The following is a 16,891-nucleotide window of genomic DNA, read 5'->3' on the forward strand; positions in this document are numbered from 1 at the left end:
GACAGAGACGCTACTACGTGCCAGCATCTGCAGTCATGACGTTGAGAATTGTGCGGGTTCAGGACGAGGTGACGTTGCTTGACTGGCAGCGGGTGCACAACGAGATCATCCCGACTGCGGCGCTGTCGGTCGACGAGGTTCGGGAGCGCGCTACCCGCAATGTGCTTGAGGTGGCGTACGACGGTGAGGTGCTGGTGGGGTGTTCGACTGTGCGACCGCCGTCGGAGGAGACGGCTGCGGTGACGGTGATCGCGCGGGTGCTCCCGGCGTACCGGAGGCGTGGATTCGGGGAGACGTTGTATCGGCATTGCATGGAGCGGGCTGAGGGGGCAGTGGTGGAGGCTCACATCCTGGCCAGCAACGTGGACGGAGTGCGGTTCGCCGAGAAGCATGGGTTTGTCGAGGTGGAGACCTACCTGCTGCCGGGCGACACCGTCCCCTTCGTGCTGATGCGGCTGGGTTAGACGAAGGTGACTTCGGGGTAGTCCGGGGATGGGGCGTTCAACAGGGGTGCCGGGTCGAGGCGTAGGAACTTGTTGAAGTAGGCGGTCAGGTAGGTCCGCTGGGCCAGGATGCTGCGCTGGGGGTCGACCGTCCCGATGGTTCGGCTCAGGGCGACTTGGCGGAGGTCGGGGTCGTTCGGGACCAGTTGGCGGAGCAGGTCGGCGTAGATGTACTGGAGGTCGGTGAACGCGTTGTGCGTGGCGCCGGGGAGCTGGAGGTTCAGCTTCCAGCTCCGGTGGGACTTGCTGAATTGCGCCCAGGACAGGTCGTCGTCCCCCGAGCCGAACAACAGGAAGGGCCGGTCCAGGCCGCGCTCGGAGACCTCGCTCGTGGGGGACTCGATCTTGTCGTCGGCCAGTGGCCCGTCGAGGTCCGCGCCGGCCGCGATGCGCGGGTCGACGAGCATCGCGCTCGCGGTAGTGAAGCCGCCGGCCGAGAAGCCGAACATCCCGATGTGCTCCAGACCGAGCGCAACCCCCAGGCCAGGCGGTAGCAGCTTGCCGTCGGCATCTACCTCGACGCCCGCGCGGAACGTGGCGAGCTGATCGAGGACGAACCGCGTATCGGCGACCCGCGAAGCGATCGCGGACCTGTACGCCGGAGTCGTCGCAATCGGCTCGCCAGTGCCCGGCACCAGCCGACCGCCGGGGAACTCGACCGGCGTCTCGTGCGTGTGGTCGATCGCGACCACGACGTAGCCATGACTGGCGAGCTCCTCGAGCTGCGCGGTGTTCTGGAAGCGGCTGTGGTAGTAGCCAGGCGAGAACAGCACGACGGGGTGCACTCCCGGCCGAACCGGTACATCGATCAGCGAGTGGGTCCGCACCTTGGCCAGATCGACGAAGCCCGGAGCTCCGCCGAGATCGGCGGACAGTCGCAGATCCTCATCCCAGGCGAGTGCTTGTTTCGGCGGCATGTAGCGAGCGACCTCACCGTCGGCCTCCGCGCCGGCCGGATACCAGACACTGACCATCAGCTCCCGTTGACCGTCGGCCAAGTGCAGCGCACTGGTGCCGGTCCGGTCAGGGCCTGTTGGAGCGGGCACGTCAAAGGTCAGCGCAGTCATGTCACCAATCCTCCAAGAGAACCCTGTCAGCGCAGATCCGCCACAAGACGGAGACCGGATATCAGTCTGATGAATGCACCGGTACGACGGCCTTTCGCAGACCCGGCGTGGTCGCGGCCACCGCGACGACTGCGGCTACGCAGAGGACGGCGCCCGAGAGCAGGGCGGTGAAGGGGGAGGTGAACTGGGCGGTGACGCCGCCGCGGACGTTGCCGAGGTTGGGGCCGGCGCTGCCGACGATCTGTTCGGCGGCGGCGACGCGGCCGAGCAGCTCGTTCGGGGTGTTCAGCTGGACAATGGTGCTGCGGGCAACGACCGAGACCGTGTCAGCGGCACCTGCGACGGCCAGGAAGGCCAAGGCGAACCACGGGTTCGGTGCGAAGGCGAACAGACCTAGGGCGATTCCCCAGCTGCCGGCCCCGATCAGCATCACGATCCCAGGGCGCGGCAGTCGGGTGTACGAACCGGACAGCACCGAGGCGACCACTCCCCCGACCGCGATCGCCGTCAGGAACAGCCCGAGCGTTCGCGGATCACCACCGAACCGCTCCGCGTTCAACGCCGGGAACAGACTGATCGGCATCGACAGCACGGTAACCGCCAGATCCGTGATCAACGCACCCCGGATCACCGGCGTCGACACCACGAACCTCAGTCCGTCGGTCACCCCACGCAGCCCGGGTCGCACCTCCCCCTTGACCCGGAGCAGTGGCAGACCCAGGACGCCGTACAGGGCAGCGGTGAAGGTCAACGCGTCGACCAGGTACGCCGTACTGGGGCCCCAGGCGCCGACGATCACTCCACCGACAGCCGGGCCGACCAGCATCGCGCCTTGGAAGGCGATCCGGTTGAGCGCGATACCGCCGGCCAGCAGTTCGCGCGGCAGGAGTTGCGGGAGGATGCTTCGGGCGGCCGGACCGGACGCGGCCCCGAGGGCGGACTGCATCGAGACCAATCCGAGCAGTACGCCGACCGGCACCGAACCGATCACCAGTTGACTCGCCATCACGAGTGCGGTGATCAGCTGGCAGATTGTGATCACCAGATAGAACCGCCGCCGTTCGAACCGGTCGACGGCTGCCCCGGCGAAGAGGCCGAGCACGATCAGCGGCAACGCCTGCGCGAGACCGATCGCGCCGGTCCAGGCCGTGCTGTGCGTTTCGTCCCAGACCTGGAACATCACCGCGACGAAAGCCAGCTGCGCACCGAAGATCGACACCACCTGGCCGCACCACAGCCGCCGGAACGGACGCGAGGCCCGCAATGGCGCCAGGTCGATCAGCACGCCCTTCATTCGGCGAGCTTCTCGGTCACACGCTGATAGAAGCTCTTCCGGGCCAGCGCCTCCTCGATATCGCGCACGACCTGGCTCATCGGGTACGGCAGCTCGGCCTCGAGCTCGGCGATGGCCGCCTCGGTGGCTCGCCACTCCGCCGCCAGCAACCCGGCCAGCTCCTGCGCCTTCGGAGTCAGCGCAACCACCTTGGCGCGGGCGTCCGGTCCGGCCTCGGTCTGCACCAACCCGGCCGTCCGCATCGCGGCGACCTTCTGGCTGAGGGCGGAATGCGTCCGGCCGACCGACTCGGCCAGCTCGGTGATCGTCATCGGCCCGCGCAGATGGAGCCGCAGCAGCTCCATCACGTAGTTGGGCTTCAGCCCTTGAATGTCCCGGTCGGTATAGACCCGGCCGATCTCACTGTCCATTCGCCCCAGCAACTGGTGGAGCGCCCGCCACTGACTCTGTTCTGTCGGATCATCCACCGAGCCATCGTAACAGCACTTATATAAGTACTGTTATAACGGCTTGATGTTCATGTTCCGGTGGAACACGTTGCCCGGGTCGTAGACCGTCTTGATCTCCTGCAACCGCGCGTACTTCTGCTCCCCGTACGACGCCCGCACCCGGTCGGCGTCGTACTCCGCCATCGCGTTGACGTAGCTGCCGTGGCCGAGTGTGTGCGGCTGGAGTTCGTCCCAGAACGCCCGCACCCAGTCGCGTTCCGGTGGCAGGCCTTCGGCGGTCGGCGAGATCGCGACCAGGAAGACCGCGTACCGCGGTGAGCGGCCGCCCCCGAAGGCGGTGTCGTCGTCACCGATCTCGGAGTAGGCGCCGTCGAGGCGGTAGAACAGGGTGTTCGACAGCGGCGACACCTTCCGCGCGACGTGGTCGGTGATCACCTCGATCGCCTCGTCGGTGAGGTCCTCGAGATAGGCGCCCTTGTCGTAGCAGTGGAAGCCCCAGGCGTTCGGCTCGTCGATCGACTTCTGGACCTCGGTGAACGGCATCGGGGTGGTGAACTCGACCGTCGGCGGCAGCGCCGTCCGGACCTGACCGACGATCTCGTCGAACTGCTCGACGCCCCCGAAGCCGACGACGACCAGCGCGTAGCCGGGCTTGAGCTGGTACTCGGCCGGTACGAACGGGGCCGGCGGCGCATTGAGCGCGCCGATGATCACGGTGACCTCGCGCGGCAGGTTCGGCACCAGGTCCCGGGCAAGCCGCAGTACGTCGGCGCCCTGGTCGAGGTCCCACCAGAGCAGCCCGTACTGGACGATCGGCGCCATCTCATGCAGCTGGAACTCGAACTCGGTGACGACCCCGAAGTTGCCGCCACCACCACGAACGGCCCAGTAGAGCTCGGGATTCTCGTCGGCAGCGGCACGCAGTACACGGCCGTCGGCGGTGACGATCTGGACCGACAGCACGTTGTCGAGGCTGAGCCCGAACTTGCGGGTCAGATAGCCCATCCCACCGCCGAGCGTGAGCCCAGCGACTCCGGTATGGCTGATCATCCCGGCCGGCGCTGCCAGTCCGTACTCCGCCGTGGCGGCATCGAGGTCCGATAGCAAGGCGCCGCCGCCGACCGAAGCGCGCTTCGTCTCCGGGTCGACGGTGATCTTGTTGAGAGCGCTGACGTCGATCATCAATCCGTCGTCAACGACCGCTGCACCGGACATGCTGTGCGCGCCGCCGCGGATCGAGATCTCCAGTCCGTTGTGCACCCCGAAGAGGACGGCCGTCCGGACATCGGCGACGCTCACACACTGCGCGATCAGGGCCGGCCGCCGATCGATCGCCGCGTTCCAGACCCGCCGGGCATCGTCGTACGCCGCATCCCGCGGCCCGACCACCACCCCGTCGATCGTGGTCCGCAACTCGTCGATCCCGCTGTCGGCCGTCTGCGTCATACGCGTTCCTCCCCAGGTCCCTGTCAGCCTAAATCCGCCGCTCGCGGGCAGGAGGAGCCTTTCGGGCAGACCATCGCGCGGACCCCCAGCCCATCACAAATGGCGCGGCCGGACCCGGCTGAGCGTGCCGGCGGGTGGGCGCCTGCAGTTGTGATGGCCTGCAGGTCCGCATACGGTTCCCGATCATGACCAAGGTTTTCGCACTGCGGACCACGATCGACCTCGACGCGTCCCCGACGGAGATCTGGCGGGTGCTGACCGACAACGCGGCGTACTCCGAGTGGAATCCGTTCATCTTCTCGCTGACCGGTGAGCTGACGGCCGGCTCGACCGTCACCACCCGCATCCGCGACACCGAGGGCAAGGAACGCACCTTCACCCCCAAGGTGCTGGTCGTCGAACCGAACCGGGAGCTCACCTGGCTCAGCCGCGTCGGCTTCGGCGGTCTGTTCGACGGCAAACACACTTACCGGCTGGAGGATCTGCCGGGTGAGCGCACCCGGCTGATCCACGACGAGGAGTTCCGGGGTATCGCCGTACCGTTCCTCCGGTCGATGCTGCGCAAGACAATCGAGCCGCAGTTCGTGGCGATGAACCACGCCCTGGCCGTACGGCTACAGCACAACCCCTGACCGTCCTACTCGCCGAGCAGCCCCAGGCCCGGCGAATAGGACGGTGGTGAGAGCGAAGATCAGGGCTTCGCGAGGCAGGTGCGGGTCGGGCTGCTGTCAAGAACCTCGTTGTTCAGGCCCAGCAGTGTCGAGGTGAACGAGTTGTCGGTCATGTTCAGCTTCAGTACGCCGTAAGCGACCATCCGCTTGGCGGTGATGGATTTGGCCGGACCGAGCTCGTACGGGCTGGCGCCGGCCATGCCGCCGATGATCTCGACCGTTCCGCCCGCGTCGTCGCGGGCACCGCTGCTGTTCAGCGGGTGGAACCGCTCGTAGTGGTGGTCGTGCCCGTTCAGGACCAGATCCACCTTGTTGTCGGTCATCACCTTCCACAGCGCGGGGTCGCCGACGCTGCCTCGCGCACCCGTGCTCCAGCGCGGGTGGTGGTAGTAGGCCGCGACACAACCCTTGTTCGTGGCGGCCAGGTCGGCCTTCAGCCACGTCATCTGGGCCGACGGCGAACCGCCGCTGACGAAGTCGTTCGAGTCGAGGGCAATGAAGTGCCAGTTGCCCTTGTCCCAGCTGTAGTACCGCTTGCCGTTCGGCTTCGCGATCGTGCCGAAGTACCGCTCGTACCCGTCGAACGCGGGCGAGGAGTACGACTCGTGGTTACCGGCCGACGGCTTGGTGATGCTCTTGAACCGGCCCCACGACTTGTCGTAGTAGTTCTGGAAGTCCGACAAGTGCGCGTCGTCGTACTGGTTGTCGCCCATCGTGACGACGTTGGCCGGCTTGATGAAGTCGACGATCTTCGCCGTCTTCGGGTGGATGCAGGACGAGCTGGACGCTGTGCACTGCTTGGCGATGTCACCGGCGGCGGCGAGCACGAAGGCACCGGTGCCGCCACCCGTGCTCGTCTTCACCGTGATCGCCGGACTGGCCGCCGAGACGTTGCCGGCCAGATCACGCGCTCGGACGCTGTAGCTGTACGACGTGTCCGCCGTCAGCCCGGTGTCCGTGTACGACGTGGTCGTGGAGGTGGCCACCACGACGCCGTTGCGCAGGACGTCGTACCCGCTGACCCCGATGTTGTCGGTCGACGCGGTCCAGCTGAGCCCGACCGAGTTCGCGGTCACCGCGCTGCTCGCCAGCCCGGCCGGCACCGTCGGCGCCTCGGTGTCACCGGTGGAATCGGTGACGCCGTAGACCTCGAGCTCGAACAGCGAGTACCCCCAGGCCGTGCCGCGCTGCGTGCCGACGATCCGGACGTACCGGCCGTGACCGGTCAGTCCGGTGATGTCGTCGGTCCCGCCGTTCTGGCCGGTCAACGACTTCGCCGTCGTGAAGTTCGTGCCGTCGTCGGAGACCTCGATCCGGTACGACGACGCGTAGGCCGCCTCCCAGTTGAGTTTGACCCGGTGGACGTCGGCCGCCTGACCGAGATCGACCCAGATCCATTGCGGATCAACGTATTCCACGCTGGCCCACCGCGTCGTGGTGTTGCCGTCGACCGCATTCTCGGCCGGGAAGGTGCCGTCCTCGATGCTGGACGCGAGGACGGGTTGTCCCCGGGACAGCAGGACGTCTGCCGTGGTGCCGGCGGTAGCGGCTGAGACGCCGACCCCGGCGACCAGAACCAGTGGCAGCAGTGCCGACAACCGGCGTATTCGTTTACTCATGACAACCTCCGTGGGCGTTGCGGACCTGGACGACTCGGCGGACCTCACGGCTTCTGGCCGCCGCCGAGGGACGGGCTGGTGGCATGCCGGACCAGCAGGGTGGGCGGTTTGGTCAGTCCGACGGACCAGATGTCGGTGGTCCCGTCGGCGGCGCGGAGTGGATAGAGCAGGGTGTTGTTGTCGCGCCAGACCGGCTGGTCGTCGAGCAGCCGGTCGTCCGGTGGGTGGGTGACCTTGCGGGTGGCGAGGTCGAGGACGGCGAGCCGCCATTTGCCGGTGGCAACCTTTTGCTTGTAGGCGATCCGGCGGCCGTCCGGTGACAGCGACGGGCACTCGACGTTCCGGGCGATCGCTTCACCGTAGTACTTCACACTGTCGGCTTCGATCAGGTACGTCTTGCCCTTGCTGGCCATGGTCAGGTAGAACCGCTTGCCGTCGGCACTGAACGTGATCCCCCAGAAGTTCACGTCCGCGGCGAAGTAGCGGTTGCCGTCGACGAAGATCGGCAGTGTCTCGACCGACTTGATCATGCGCTGGGTATCCAGGTTGTAGAAGCCGGTCCGGGTGGAGAAGCCGGTGGCCGCATAGGAGTCACCGGTGACGAAGAGCGTCCAGTTCACGGTCCGCCCGTCGGGCGAGACCCGGGCGCGGCTCGGCGTACCGGGGAGCGGCTCGCGGTAGACCTCCTTCAGGTTCGCGTCGAGGACGATCAGGTCGGTGAGCGGTGGTAACGAGTCCGGCTTGAGCCGCAGACAGATCGCCGTACCCCGTGCTGCGGCGAACCGATCGCAGGACAAGTCCCCGACACGTCTGGCCGCTGCCGGATCGGCTGCCGGGACGGCCGCGAGTTTCCCCCGGTCCGGCCCGTCGGCGAGATTGCGGAAGAACAGCGTCGACGGTTCCAGGGCGAGCGTCTGCCCGGTGCTCACCGGTACGGCGTTCACGGCGGCACCGCCATGTCGCGCGGAGACGACGTACGCGACGGCACCACCCAGCAGTACGGCGAATCCGGCGATCAGGGCGATGATCTTCCTCATCGTGCAGCCTCCAACGGTCGGATCACGGCCGCGGCGACGGTCACCGTCAGCAGGGCCGCAGTGAACAGGAGCAGGGCAGGCCCGACATCCCACAACGTCCAGAGCAGTCCGACGGTGACGGCCGAGACCATCCGCGCCAACGCCTGACCGGTCTGCAGGACGGCGAGCCCCGACGCCCGAAGTTCCTTGGGAAGCATCGGGCCGGCGGCTGCCGGCAGTACGCCGTCGGTGGCTGCGTAGAACGCTCCGTGCAAGGCGAGAGCCAGCCACCAGTTGCCGATCGGACCGCAGACCAGCAGGACCGCGACGACCAGCGCCAGGTGTCCGGCGATGAAGATCTTCCAGCGACCAATGCGGTCGCCGAGCCGGCCGAGCGGAATCGCGAGCAGGAGGAACGCACCCGCCGTACCGAGTGGCAGCAACGGGAACAGGCGGCCGTCGATGTCCCACCGGCGTTGCAGCGCCAGGTAGAGGAACGAATCGGTGACGGTGAAGAGCCCGAGCGCCGCGGCCCAGACACAGCAGCGCCGGAAGCTTGCCTCGCGCAACAAACCCAGCATGGTGCGGAAGGACGGTTTGTTCTTCGCCGGCTCGGTGCTGAGCCGCGTCCGGTTCGGGACCAGAACCATCAGCAGCAGTACGGCACAGGTTGCCAACGAGAAGCTGGTGACGAAGACGGCGTTGTAGTTGCCGAGCGCCGCCCAGAGCACCGCGGTCGCCGCCAACGGGCCGAGAGCGGCGCCGATCGTGTCCATGGTCCGATGGACACCGAACGAGCGCCCGAGGGTTTCGGGGGTGCTGCTCAGCGAGATCAAGGCGTCCCGCGGTGCGGTGCGGATGCCCTTCCCGGCCCGGTCGACGGCCAGTACGGCGCCGATCGCGGGCACCGAGGAACCGGCCACCAGGAACCCCAGTTTCGCGACTGCCGAGACGCCGTACCCGATGCCTGCAACGGCTTTCAGACGTTGCCAGCGGTCGGCGACATGCCCACCGACCAACCGCAGTACGGCGGTCGCACCGGCGTACAGGCCGTCGAGCAGCCCGAACTGCAGCGGGTTCAGACCGAGTCCGAAGACCAGGTAGAGCGGCAGAATCGCGGTCACCATCTCCGAGGAAATGTCCGTCACCAGGCTGACGACGCCCAGCGCAACGACGGTCCCGGGGACCCGGCCGAGGACCGTGCGCTCTGGTGTCGCCCGGGCAGCGGCCTGGTCAGCGGCCCGGGTTCCGGCTAGGTACATACAACCTCCGTGGGGCGTGCCGGAGAGAATTGTTAGGAAGGTTACCTAACAGTCCGAGCCAAGGTAAACCCTCGGTGAACAACTCGTCCAGTGCTCGGTGTTCATGCGTTTCATGCATGAACATGCCTTCAAACAACTATTGGACGAATAACGGGCTGACTGGTTGGCTGAACGCCATGGAGATGCGCAGCTTGGGACGAGTAGGGATCGAGGTCAGCCCGGTCGGGTTCGGCTGCTGGGCGATCGGCGGTCCGTTCAGCAATCCGGCCGGCGACCCGCTCGGGTGGGGCGAGGTCGACGACGAGGAGTCGATCCGGGCGATCCGGCGCGCGATCGAGCTCGGCGTGACGTTCTTCGACACCGCCGACGTGTACGGCGCCGGGCACAGCGAGCGCGTTCTCGGCAAAGCGCTGGAGGGCCGCCGGGACCAGGTCGTGATCGCCAGCAAGTGGGGCAACACCTTCGACGAGACAACGCGAGTCATGCACGAGCAGGACGGATCGCCGGAGTACCTGCGCAAGGCCGTTCAGGCCTCGCTGGACCGCCTCGGCACCGACTACCTCGATCTTTACCAGTTGCACTTCGACACCAGCGACGAGGTGGCACTGCCGCTGCGAGCAGCCTGCGAGGAACTGGTTGCCGAAGGCCTCATTCGCAGCTATGCCTGGAGCACGGACACTTTGCACAGTGCAAAGTTGTTTGCCGAAGGCACCCACTGCTCGGCGATCCAGCACGAGGCCAGCGTCCTGCACGATGCCGCGGACTTCTTCGCCTTCTGCGAGCAGGCCGACCTGGCCAGTATCAACCGGACCCCGCTCGGGATGGGCATCCTCGGCCGGCGCGACGCCACCAGGCCGGCCACTGGTGCGGACATCCGCAGCCTGCCGCCGTCCTGGCTGCGCTTCTTCGACAAGGGCGGCGTACCGGCTCCGGAGTGGTGGGAGAAAGTCAACGCGATCCGCGAGGTGCTGCAGAGCGATGGGCGCACCCTGGCCCAGGGCGCGCTGGCTTGGTTGTGGGCGCGCAGTCCGCGGACAGTGCCGATCCCCGGATTCCGGACGGTCGTTCAGGCCGAGGAGAACGCTCGGGCGCTCGAGTTCGGACCGCTGAAACCCCAGCAACTACAGGAGATCGCCGGCCTCCTGGCCTGATCTCGTCGTACCGCGCAGCACCAGGCGTGCCGGGACGGTCAGCTCGTGCGGACCCGCCGGCTCGGCACCGCCGAGGTGCGCCAGCATGCGGGAGGTGATCTCCTCGGCCATCTGCTCGTGGCCCGGGTTGATCGATGACAACGACGGCACCAGATAGGCCGCCTCGTCCAGATCGTCGAACCCGATCACCTGGACGTCGGCAGGCACCCGGAGCTCCGCATCCGCCAGCGCCCGGAGTGCTCCCATCGCCACCACATCGGTCAGCGCGAACACCGCGTCGAACGAGATACCGCGATCGAGCAACGACCGGATCGCGTCGTACCCGTCCCGCAGCCCGAAGTTGGACGGCACGTTCAGCAACGGATCGACCGGTACGCCGGCCTCCTCGTGCGCGAGTGCGTAACCGCTCGCGCGCAGGCCCGGCATGGTCGCACTCCCGGACGGATCACCGCCGATCATCGCCACCCGCCGGGCACCGGTCGAGAGCAGCTGCTCGGTCGCCATCCGGGCACCACCGATGTTGTCCATCCGCACATGGTCGAACCGCGAGGGCAGTGCCCGCTCGCCGATCATCACCACCGGCGCATCGGTGTTGAGCCGGGACAACTCCCCGGGGTCGATGTCGACCACGCTGAGGATCAGGCCGTCGTACATCCGCAGCCGGGAGAACGCGACCGCCTCGAGCTCGCCCTCGCGACTCGCGCCGGTGCGCTCCATCACGATCCGCAGACCGTGCGCATCGAAGCGATCCGCGAGCCGGCCGGCCAACTGGGCGAAGTACGGGCGCTCGAGCTCAGGCACGGCCAGCCCGATCACACCGGTCCGGCCCGCGCGCAGATGCCGCGCGGCCAGGTTCACCTGGTAGCCGAGCTCGGTGATCGCCGCCAGCACCCGCTCCCGGGTCGCCGCACCGACCCGCGGCCGACCGTTGACGACGTTGGACACAGTCATGGTCGACACCCCCGCGGACCGGGCGACGTCAGCCATCGTCACCACGGAGGCCTTCTTCATACAGGCCACCCTAGAGGTCTTTGGTCGCCTGTATACCTTTGCCTTAAGGCCTAGTCCGCAAAGAGAGTCAGGAACCGACCTGGGTACGGCGTTCCCGGACGGCCGCGAACCCGAACCCGGCCACCGCGATGACGAGCCCGCCACCGGCCAGACCGGCGACCAGATTCATCCGCTGGTCCAGCCGGGTGTCGCACTGCATCGGCGTGATGCCCTTGTCCGGCGCGTACACCGAACCGCAACTGACACTGTCGACGTGCAGCGGTCGAGTAGCGAGGAACAACCCGGTCAGCAGCAGAAGCACCCCCGCCGCGCCGAGTACCTTGCTCAGCACTGCCCAGCTCTCGGCAGCCCCTGAAGCAGGCCGCGCGCCGGACCTCGCCACAGGCTCAGCAGACTCGGCCGCCCCGGAAGGAGGGCAGACAAGCCCGACCGAATCGCGGTGGTCAGACCCTGCATGCACGCTCACGCTCCCTGGACGCTTGTCAGATTTGATCAAATCTAACGCGCCTAGCACCACAGGCTGAAGCCCAGGCCCATCTGGACGCCCAATCTTCACTCATTCCTAACGCTCCTCCGGGGGTACCAACCAGTACCAACGATCCACCGAGCTAACCGGTTCACCTGAAGCCCACCCGGTGACCCCAGCCACCCCGATACCCCACTCCCCCGCCACACGCCCGCAACCCCCGCAGCCGTGCTCTCCGAACCGTCGGACGTCACCCCCACCTACCGTCCGAAGGACCGGAGAGCCCGCCTCCGGATGTTCGGACGCTAACCACCACCCCGAGCCAACGCCCGAGGGACGGGAGCCCCCGTCTCCGGATGTTCGGACGTCAACCACCCCGAGCCAACGGCCGAAGGACCGGTTTGCCCGCCTCCGGGTGTTCGGCCGTTAGGAGGACGCCGTGCCGACCCCTTCCGCGAACCGGATGGGGAGAAAACTGTGCCAGGCAGGCACACATCCACCCCAGCCTCCTGCAACGGTCACTTCCACGCGCCGGGACTCACCTTCCCCAGCCATAGCCCGGCAACCCCAAGCAACGTGGAACCGCGGTCACCGGACCTCGCCATCCACCCCAGCCACCGCGGCGCCCAGCCATGCTTTCTTTCAGATCGGCCGGACGCGGCGATCAACCACAGCGCACGTCCCCGGCCGAGAACTTTCGCGCCTCAGCCCACTCGACCGCCAAAGACGGCCGACAAAACCAGAGGGTGAGCCACCGCAGATGGCTGAGCCGGATGGCGAGGTCCGGTGACCGCGGTTTCGCCTTGCCTGGGGCTGACGGGCTGTGGCTGGGGTGCGTGATGCTGGGGGTTTTGCGTTGTGCGGTGACTTTTCGGGTCTATGCGCCGAAAAACTACCGTGTAACTCACGCCGACCAGCCCCGGGGACCCGAGATCGTGGTCCGGCGCCACCTTGAGACTCCACCAACCACCTGCCGCCCGCCCCGAACGGTTGAACCGTGCTCAAGGTCGACCGGCCGACTCACCTTGAGCACCCCCCAACCACCTGCTGGCCCCGTGCATGGCTGGCCGGGGCTCAGCGTCGTACCGGCTCATGCAGTGAGCCTCAATCACCTGGCCTTGGGGTTCACCTGACGGCGCTTCGCAGTGCTCGTTCGCGGCGGTCGGCGACCGCTGATCCGGACTCGCGGCGTGCCATCCGGCGCAGGACGATCGGGGCGAGCAGTAGCCCGGCCACGGCCCAGAGGCCGAGAACGCCGGCCGTCTCGAGGTGCCGCCACGATTGGCTTACCTCGACCACGACCGCTTCGCCGGGCAGGAGTGCCGACCGCATCCCGAGCCCCATCCAGTAGATCGGGGTCAGCTGACCGATCCACTCGAGCCAGGTGGGCAGCGCGGTCAGCGGGTAGAAGATGCCCGAGATCGCGATGAACCCGAGCATCGGCAGCTGGATCAGGCCCTGCGCCCGGGCGCTGGTGAAGACCGATCCCAGGACCGCGCCGATCGGCAGCGTTGCAATCATCCCAAGTAAAAGCACCCAGATCAGGGTGAGCCAGCCGGAGGTATCGACCGAGAGACCGCCGACGATGATGAGTCCCGGGATCAGGACGATCAGGAGATCCACCAGCAGGGAGCCGGCCACCGAGACGACCTTGCCGATCAGATAGCCGAGCATGCCGTGCGGTGTCGCCTTGGCCCGCAGCAACGTGCCGTCCTCCCGATCGGCCGTCAACTGCTGGCTCATGGCGACCATGCCCATCGCTGCGTTCATGCCGAGAATGCTCGGCAGGGCCAGCGCACCGAGGAGCAACCCGCTCGATCCGAAGTCGCGGTGGCGTAAGAAGAACAGTGCAGCCAGGGTGAGCGCCGGCCACAGGAAGTGGCTAACCAACTCGGGCCCATTGGTGAACGACTGCCGCAACTCGATCAGTCCGCGCCGCCAACCGGCTCGGATCGCTGCGCCTCGGGGCGTCATGCCGCAACCTCCTGACCGCGCACCAGCGCGAGATAGGTGTCTTCCAGCGAGGCCCGGCGGACCTCGAGTTCACGGAGCTCTTCGCCGTACTGGGCGAACAGGCCGCGCACGAATTCCGTGGAGTCAGCGATCTGCTTGTGGAATCGCTGCCCATCGACGCTCCACCGCACCTCGTCCGCACCGGCAATGGCTGCCGTGAGCTCGCTCGGTGTCCCGACGGCGACGATCCGGCCGCTGGTCATGATCATGATCCGATCCGCGAGCCGGCTGGCCTCGTCGAGATCGTGGGTGGTGAGCAGGATCGTCGTTCCGTACTCCGCGGCCAACCGGCTCACCAGTTCGTGGAACTCACGCCGTGCCTCGGGATCGAACCCGGTTGTCGGTTCGTCCAGAAACAGCAACTCAGGCCGCCCGACAATGCCGATCGCCACGTCGAGCCGCCGCCGCTGACCACCCGAGAGCGTTCGGATCTTGTGATCCGCTCTCTCGGTCAGACCGACCGCGGCGAGCAGTTCGCCGGTCGGCCAAGGCCGCACAGCTCCGGCCGTCGCGTACGGCGTGTAGTAGGAACCGAGGTGTTGCAGCAGCTCACCGACCCGCCAGTTGCCGTGGTCACGCCAGGACTGCAGCACGATCCCGACCCGCGCCCGCCAGCTCTCATCGGCCTGACCCGGATCGGTCCCGAGCACCTCGACCCGGCCGGCCGAGCGGAGCCGGAAGCCCTCGAGGATCTCGATCGTGGTGCTCTTCCCAGCCCCGTTCGGCCCGAGCAGCGTCAGCACCTCCCCCGCCCGAGCCTCGAACGAAACCTCATGCAGAACCTCGACATCGCCGTACCGCATCCGCAGCCCGTCGACCGTCACTATGCCTTTACTCATACCCGAAAGCTACGTTGCGTTTATCCTGCAGGAAAGCTCACCGAGCGGGATCTGTGCAATCATATGACGGTGAATGCACTGATGTTGCAATGACTAGAGATGAAGGCTCGCGGAGGAACCCATGCCAGGTGGCCGACTCACCCAGCAGGAACGACGGACGATCGCGGCCGGCCTGAGCGAAGGACTTGGGTACGCCGAGATCGCGCGGCAGCTCGACCGGCCGACCTCGACGATCAGCCGGGAGATCGCCCGCAACGGTGGCGCGCGTGCGTACCGCGCCGATCATGCGCATTACGCCACCTCGTTCCGGGCTCGCCGGCTGCGGCCGCAGAGCCCGCCTCCGACGGGTGACACCCATGAGTACGCCGAGCGGTTCGCCGCGATCATGGTCGAGGGCGGAGTCCCCCGGATGGCGGCGCGCGTTCTCGTCCAGCTCTACACCGCGGAGAGCCGCAGCCTGACCGCGGCCGAGCTCGTCGCCTCGCTGCACGTCAGCCCGGCCTCGATCTCGAAGGCCATCGGCTACCTGGAGCAGGTCGGGATGCTGCATCGCGAGGCTGATCCGCGGCGCCGGCTGCAGCACTATGTGATGGCCGAAGACGTCTGGCAGAAGGCGTGGCAGGCCAGTTCACGCACCAATGAGAGCTGGGCCGAGATCGCGACCGAGGGGATCGAGTTGTTCGGCTCCGACAGTCCGGCCGGTCGTCGGCTCGCGCTGATGGCCGACTTCTTCCATCAGCTCGCCGACGACATGAGCGGCGGGCCCGGGTTCGCCGTCATCGACGATGCGCTGACGATTCTCGCGGCGTACCGGGAGGCCGGCCGGGTGCTCGACGCCGACCGGCTGGCCGCCGTACTGGACTGGCCGGTCGACCGGATCAAGACCGCGCTGGACGTCGCGGCAGTTGCTCGGCTGTCCCCCGAGCAGCGAGCAGTCCTCGCAGCAGGCGGGGAGTGACCGTGCCCTCGGCCAGGCCGAGTTCCACCAGGTCGTCGAAGACACCCTGATCGGCCGCGGCCGCGCGGATGCCACGGGTGAGCACGTGCGGCGAGTTGGTGAGATAGGCCGTCAGCGCCGTATGGCGGATGTGCCGGCCGAGGAGTTTGCGGACGCTGCGGTCGTAGCGGCGACTGGGGTCAGACTCGTTGCCACGCAGGGATTCCGCGGCGGCACGTCCGGCGAGGAGACCGGTCGCGATCGCGTAGTAGATCCCCTCGCCGGTCATCGGGTTGATCAGACCGGCCGCGTCACCGGCGAGCAGAACCCGCCCCTTGGTCGGTCGCCAAGACCAGCCCGTGAGCGGCAGATGGTGACCTTGCCACTCGCCACCGCCCGCAGTTGCGCCAGGAAGAAGAGCCTCCAGTTGCGTGAACAGCTCGGCGCGGGTCGGATGCGGACGGTCGGCGGCGAGGCGTTCGCCGTACCCGACATTCGACAGACCGTCGCCGCGATCGAAGGACCAGGCGTACGACGGTTGCCGGCCGGCGCCGTACGCGATCACCTGACTGGCGGCACGTCCCGGCGGAGTGGGCGCGTACCCGCGGATCGCCAGTGCGACCGGCCCCGGCGGTACGCCGAGCTCCCGCCGTACGACGGAGTGCGCCCCGTCCGCACCGATCACGCAGCGAGCCTCCAGGTCCTCGACCCTGAGCGCCCCGAGGTCGAGTCGGCGCACTCGGCGGCGAACGAACTCAGCACCCGCTGCCTGGGCAGCCGCCACCAGCCGGTGGTCGAAGACAGCGCGTGGGACAACCCAGTTCGGCCGGGCCATATCGCGCTTCACTCCGACAACCCCGTTGGTCAGCACGAAGCGCCGTACCGGGGTCCAGTCGTCCACCAGCCCGGTCACGCCGACCGCAGCCAGGAGGTCGAAGACGTGCGGAGCGATCCCGTCGCCGCAGGTCTTGTCGCGGGGAAAGTCGTGGCGGTCCACTAGTAATACAGACAGCCCCGGGTCGACCGCGAGCGCGCCCAGAGCGGCCGCGGCCCCGGCCGGTCCGGCGCCGACGATCACCAGATCCCACACGGCACCCAGTCTCCCATTGGTCTACTCAGTGTTCGAGGGTGTTCGAACAGGTTCACG

16 protein-coding genes are annotated in these 16,891 nt (G+C 67.5%); 4 read left to right on the plus strand and 12 right to left on the minus strand.

Annotation, left to right across the window (positions count from 1 at the left end):
* Positions 1 to 35 precede the first annotated feature (35 nt).
* Positions 36 to 464 (plus strand): GNAT family N-acetyltransferase, encoded by a 429-nt coding sequence (locus ACFCV3_RS02960; RefSeq protein WP_376025558.1) that lies wholly within the window; start codon positions 36 to 38, stop codon positions 462 to 464.
* Here the strand turns inward: ACFCV3_RS02960 and ACFCV3_RS02965 are convergent.
* The 4 genes from ACFCV3_RS02965 to ACFCV3_RS02980 all read right to left on the minus strand — a co-directional run bounded on the left by ACFCV3_RS02965 (position 461) and on the right by ACFCV3_RS02980 (position 4,759).
* Positions 461 to 1,570 (minus strand): alpha/beta hydrolase family protein, encoded by a 1,110-nt coding sequence (locus tag ACFCV3_RS02965; protein WP_376025559.1) that lies wholly within the window; start codon positions 1,568 to 1,570, stop codon positions 461 to 463. The genes ACFCV3_RS02960 and ACFCV3_RS02965 overlap by 4 nt on opposite strands.
* A gap of 61 nt (positions 1,571 to 1,631) precedes the next feature.
* Positions 1,632 to 2,864, minus strand: coding sequence for an MFS transporter (locus ACFCV3_RS02970; protein ID WP_376025561.1), 1,233 nt, complete (start codon positions 2,862 to 2,864; stop codon positions 1,632 to 1,634).
* Positions 2,861 to 3,331, minus strand: a complete 471-nt coding sequence (locus ACFCV3_RS02975) for a MarR family winged helix-turn-helix transcriptional regulator (protein WP_376025562.1) — start codon at positions 3,329 to 3,331, stop codon at positions 2,861 to 2,863. Before ACFCV3_RS02975 ends, ACFCV3_RS02970 begins: the two co-directional genes overlap by 4 nt.
* 33 nt (positions 3,332 to 3,364) lie before the next feature.
* Positions 3,365 to 4,759 carry an FAD-binding oxidoreductase gene (locus tag ACFCV3_RS02980; protein ID WP_376025564.1) on the minus strand — a complete coding sequence of 465 codons (1,395 nt, stop codon included), beginning with the start codon at positions 4,757 to 4,759 and terminating at the stop codon, positions 3,365 to 3,367.
* 185 nt (positions 4,760 to 4,944) lie between these two features.
* On the opposite strand from ACFCV3_RS02980, the gene ACFCV3_RS02985 reads away from it, so the two are divergent.
* On the plus strand, positions 4,945 to 5,391 hold the full coding sequence (locus tag ACFCV3_RS02985; protein ID WP_376025565.1) for an SRPBCC family protein: 447 nt from the start codon (positions 4,945 to 4,947) through the stop codon (positions 5,389 to 5,391).
* Positions 5,392 to 5,450: 59 nt separating this feature from the next.
* Here the strand turns inward: ACFCV3_RS02985 and ACFCV3_RS02990 are convergent, their stop codons facing one another.
* Genes ACFCV3_RS02990 through ACFCV3_RS03000 form a run of 3 tightly spaced genes read right to left on the minus strand, consistent with a single transcriptional unit; the run spans position 5,451 to position 9,327 of the window.
* A complete protein-coding gene (locus ACFCV3_RS02990; RefSeq protein ID WP_376025566.1) occupies positions 5,451 to 7,049 on the minus strand; it encodes a discoidin domain-containing protein in 1,599 nt (532 codons plus the stop codon).
* Positions 7,050 to 7,093: 44 nt separating this feature from the next.
* Positions 7,094 to 8,086, minus strand: coding sequence for a TolB family protein (locus tag ACFCV3_RS02995; RefSeq protein WP_376025568.1), 993 nt, complete (start codon positions 8,084 to 8,086; stop codon positions 7,094 to 7,096).
* On the minus strand, positions 8,083 to 9,327 hold the full coding sequence (locus tag ACFCV3_RS03000) for an MFS transporter (RefSeq protein ID WP_376025569.1): 1,245 nt from the start codon (positions 9,325 to 9,327) through the stop codon (positions 8,083 to 8,085). Before ACFCV3_RS03000 ends, ACFCV3_RS02995 begins: the two co-directional genes overlap by 4 nt.
* 176 nt (positions 9,328 to 9,503) lie before the next feature.
* On the opposite strand from ACFCV3_RS03000, the gene ACFCV3_RS03005 reads away from it, so the two are divergent.
* The gene (locus ACFCV3_RS03005) at positions 9,504 to 10,478 is read left to right on the plus strand and encodes an aldo/keto reductase (protein ID WP_376025571.1); all 975 of its coding nucleotides are present in this window, start codon (positions 9,504 to 9,506) and stop codon (positions 10,476 to 10,478) included.
* On the opposite strand, the gene ACFCV3_RS03010 is transcribed toward ACFCV3_RS03005, so the two are convergent.
* From ACFCV3_RS03010 to ACFCV3_RS03025, 4 genes are all read right to left on the minus strand, one after another.
* The gene (locus tag ACFCV3_RS03010) at positions 10,449 to 11,489 is read right to left on the minus strand and encodes a LacI family DNA-binding transcriptional regulator (RefSeq protein WP_376025572.1); all 1,041 of its coding nucleotides are present in this window, start codon (positions 11,487 to 11,489) and stop codon (positions 10,449 to 10,451) included. The two genes, ACFCV3_RS03005 and ACFCV3_RS03010, sit on opposite strands and share 30 nt — an antisense overlap.
* 67 nt (positions 11,490 to 11,556) lie before the next feature.
* Entirely contained in the window at positions 11,557 to 11,820 is a 264-nt protein-coding gene (locus tag ACFCV3_RS03015; RefSeq protein ID WP_376025573.1) for a hypothetical protein, read from the minus strand.
* 1,260 nt (positions 11,821 to 13,080) lie between these two features.
* Positions 13,081 to 13,929: an ABC transporter permease gene (locus ACFCV3_RS03020; protein ID WP_376025575.1), complete on the minus strand. Its 849-nt coding sequence runs from the start codon at positions 13,927 to 13,929 to the stop codon at positions 13,081 to 13,083.
* Positions 13,926 to 14,807, minus strand: a complete 882-nt coding sequence (locus ACFCV3_RS03025) for an ABC transporter ATP-binding protein (RefSeq protein ID WP_376025577.1) — start codon at positions 14,805 to 14,807, stop codon at positions 13,926 to 13,928. Before ACFCV3_RS03025 ends, ACFCV3_RS03020 begins: the two co-directional genes overlap by 4 nt.
* Before the next feature lie 121 nt (positions 14,808 to 14,928).
* On the opposite strand from ACFCV3_RS03025, the gene ACFCV3_RS03030 reads away from it, so the two are divergent.
* Positions 14,929 to 15,765, plus strand: a complete 837-nt coding sequence (locus ACFCV3_RS03030; RefSeq protein WP_376025578.1) for a helix-turn-helix domain-containing protein — start codon at positions 14,929 to 14,931, stop codon at positions 15,763 to 15,765.
* Here the strand turns inward: ACFCV3_RS03030 and ACFCV3_RS03035 are convergent.
* Positions 15,686 to 16,834 carry an NAD(P)/FAD-dependent oxidoreductase gene (locus ACFCV3_RS03035; RefSeq protein WP_376025580.1) on the minus strand — a complete coding sequence of 383 codons (1,149 nt, stop codon included), beginning with the start codon at positions 16,832 to 16,834 and terminating at the stop codon, positions 15,686 to 15,688. The genes ACFCV3_RS03030 and ACFCV3_RS03035 overlap by 80 nt on opposite strands.
* Positions 16,835 to 16,891 lie beyond the last annotated feature (57 nt).

Source organism: Kribbella sp. NPDC056345, assembly GCF_042262745.1.
Lineage (GTDB): Bacteria > Actinomycetota > Actinomycetes > Propionibacteriales > Kribbellaceae > Kribbella.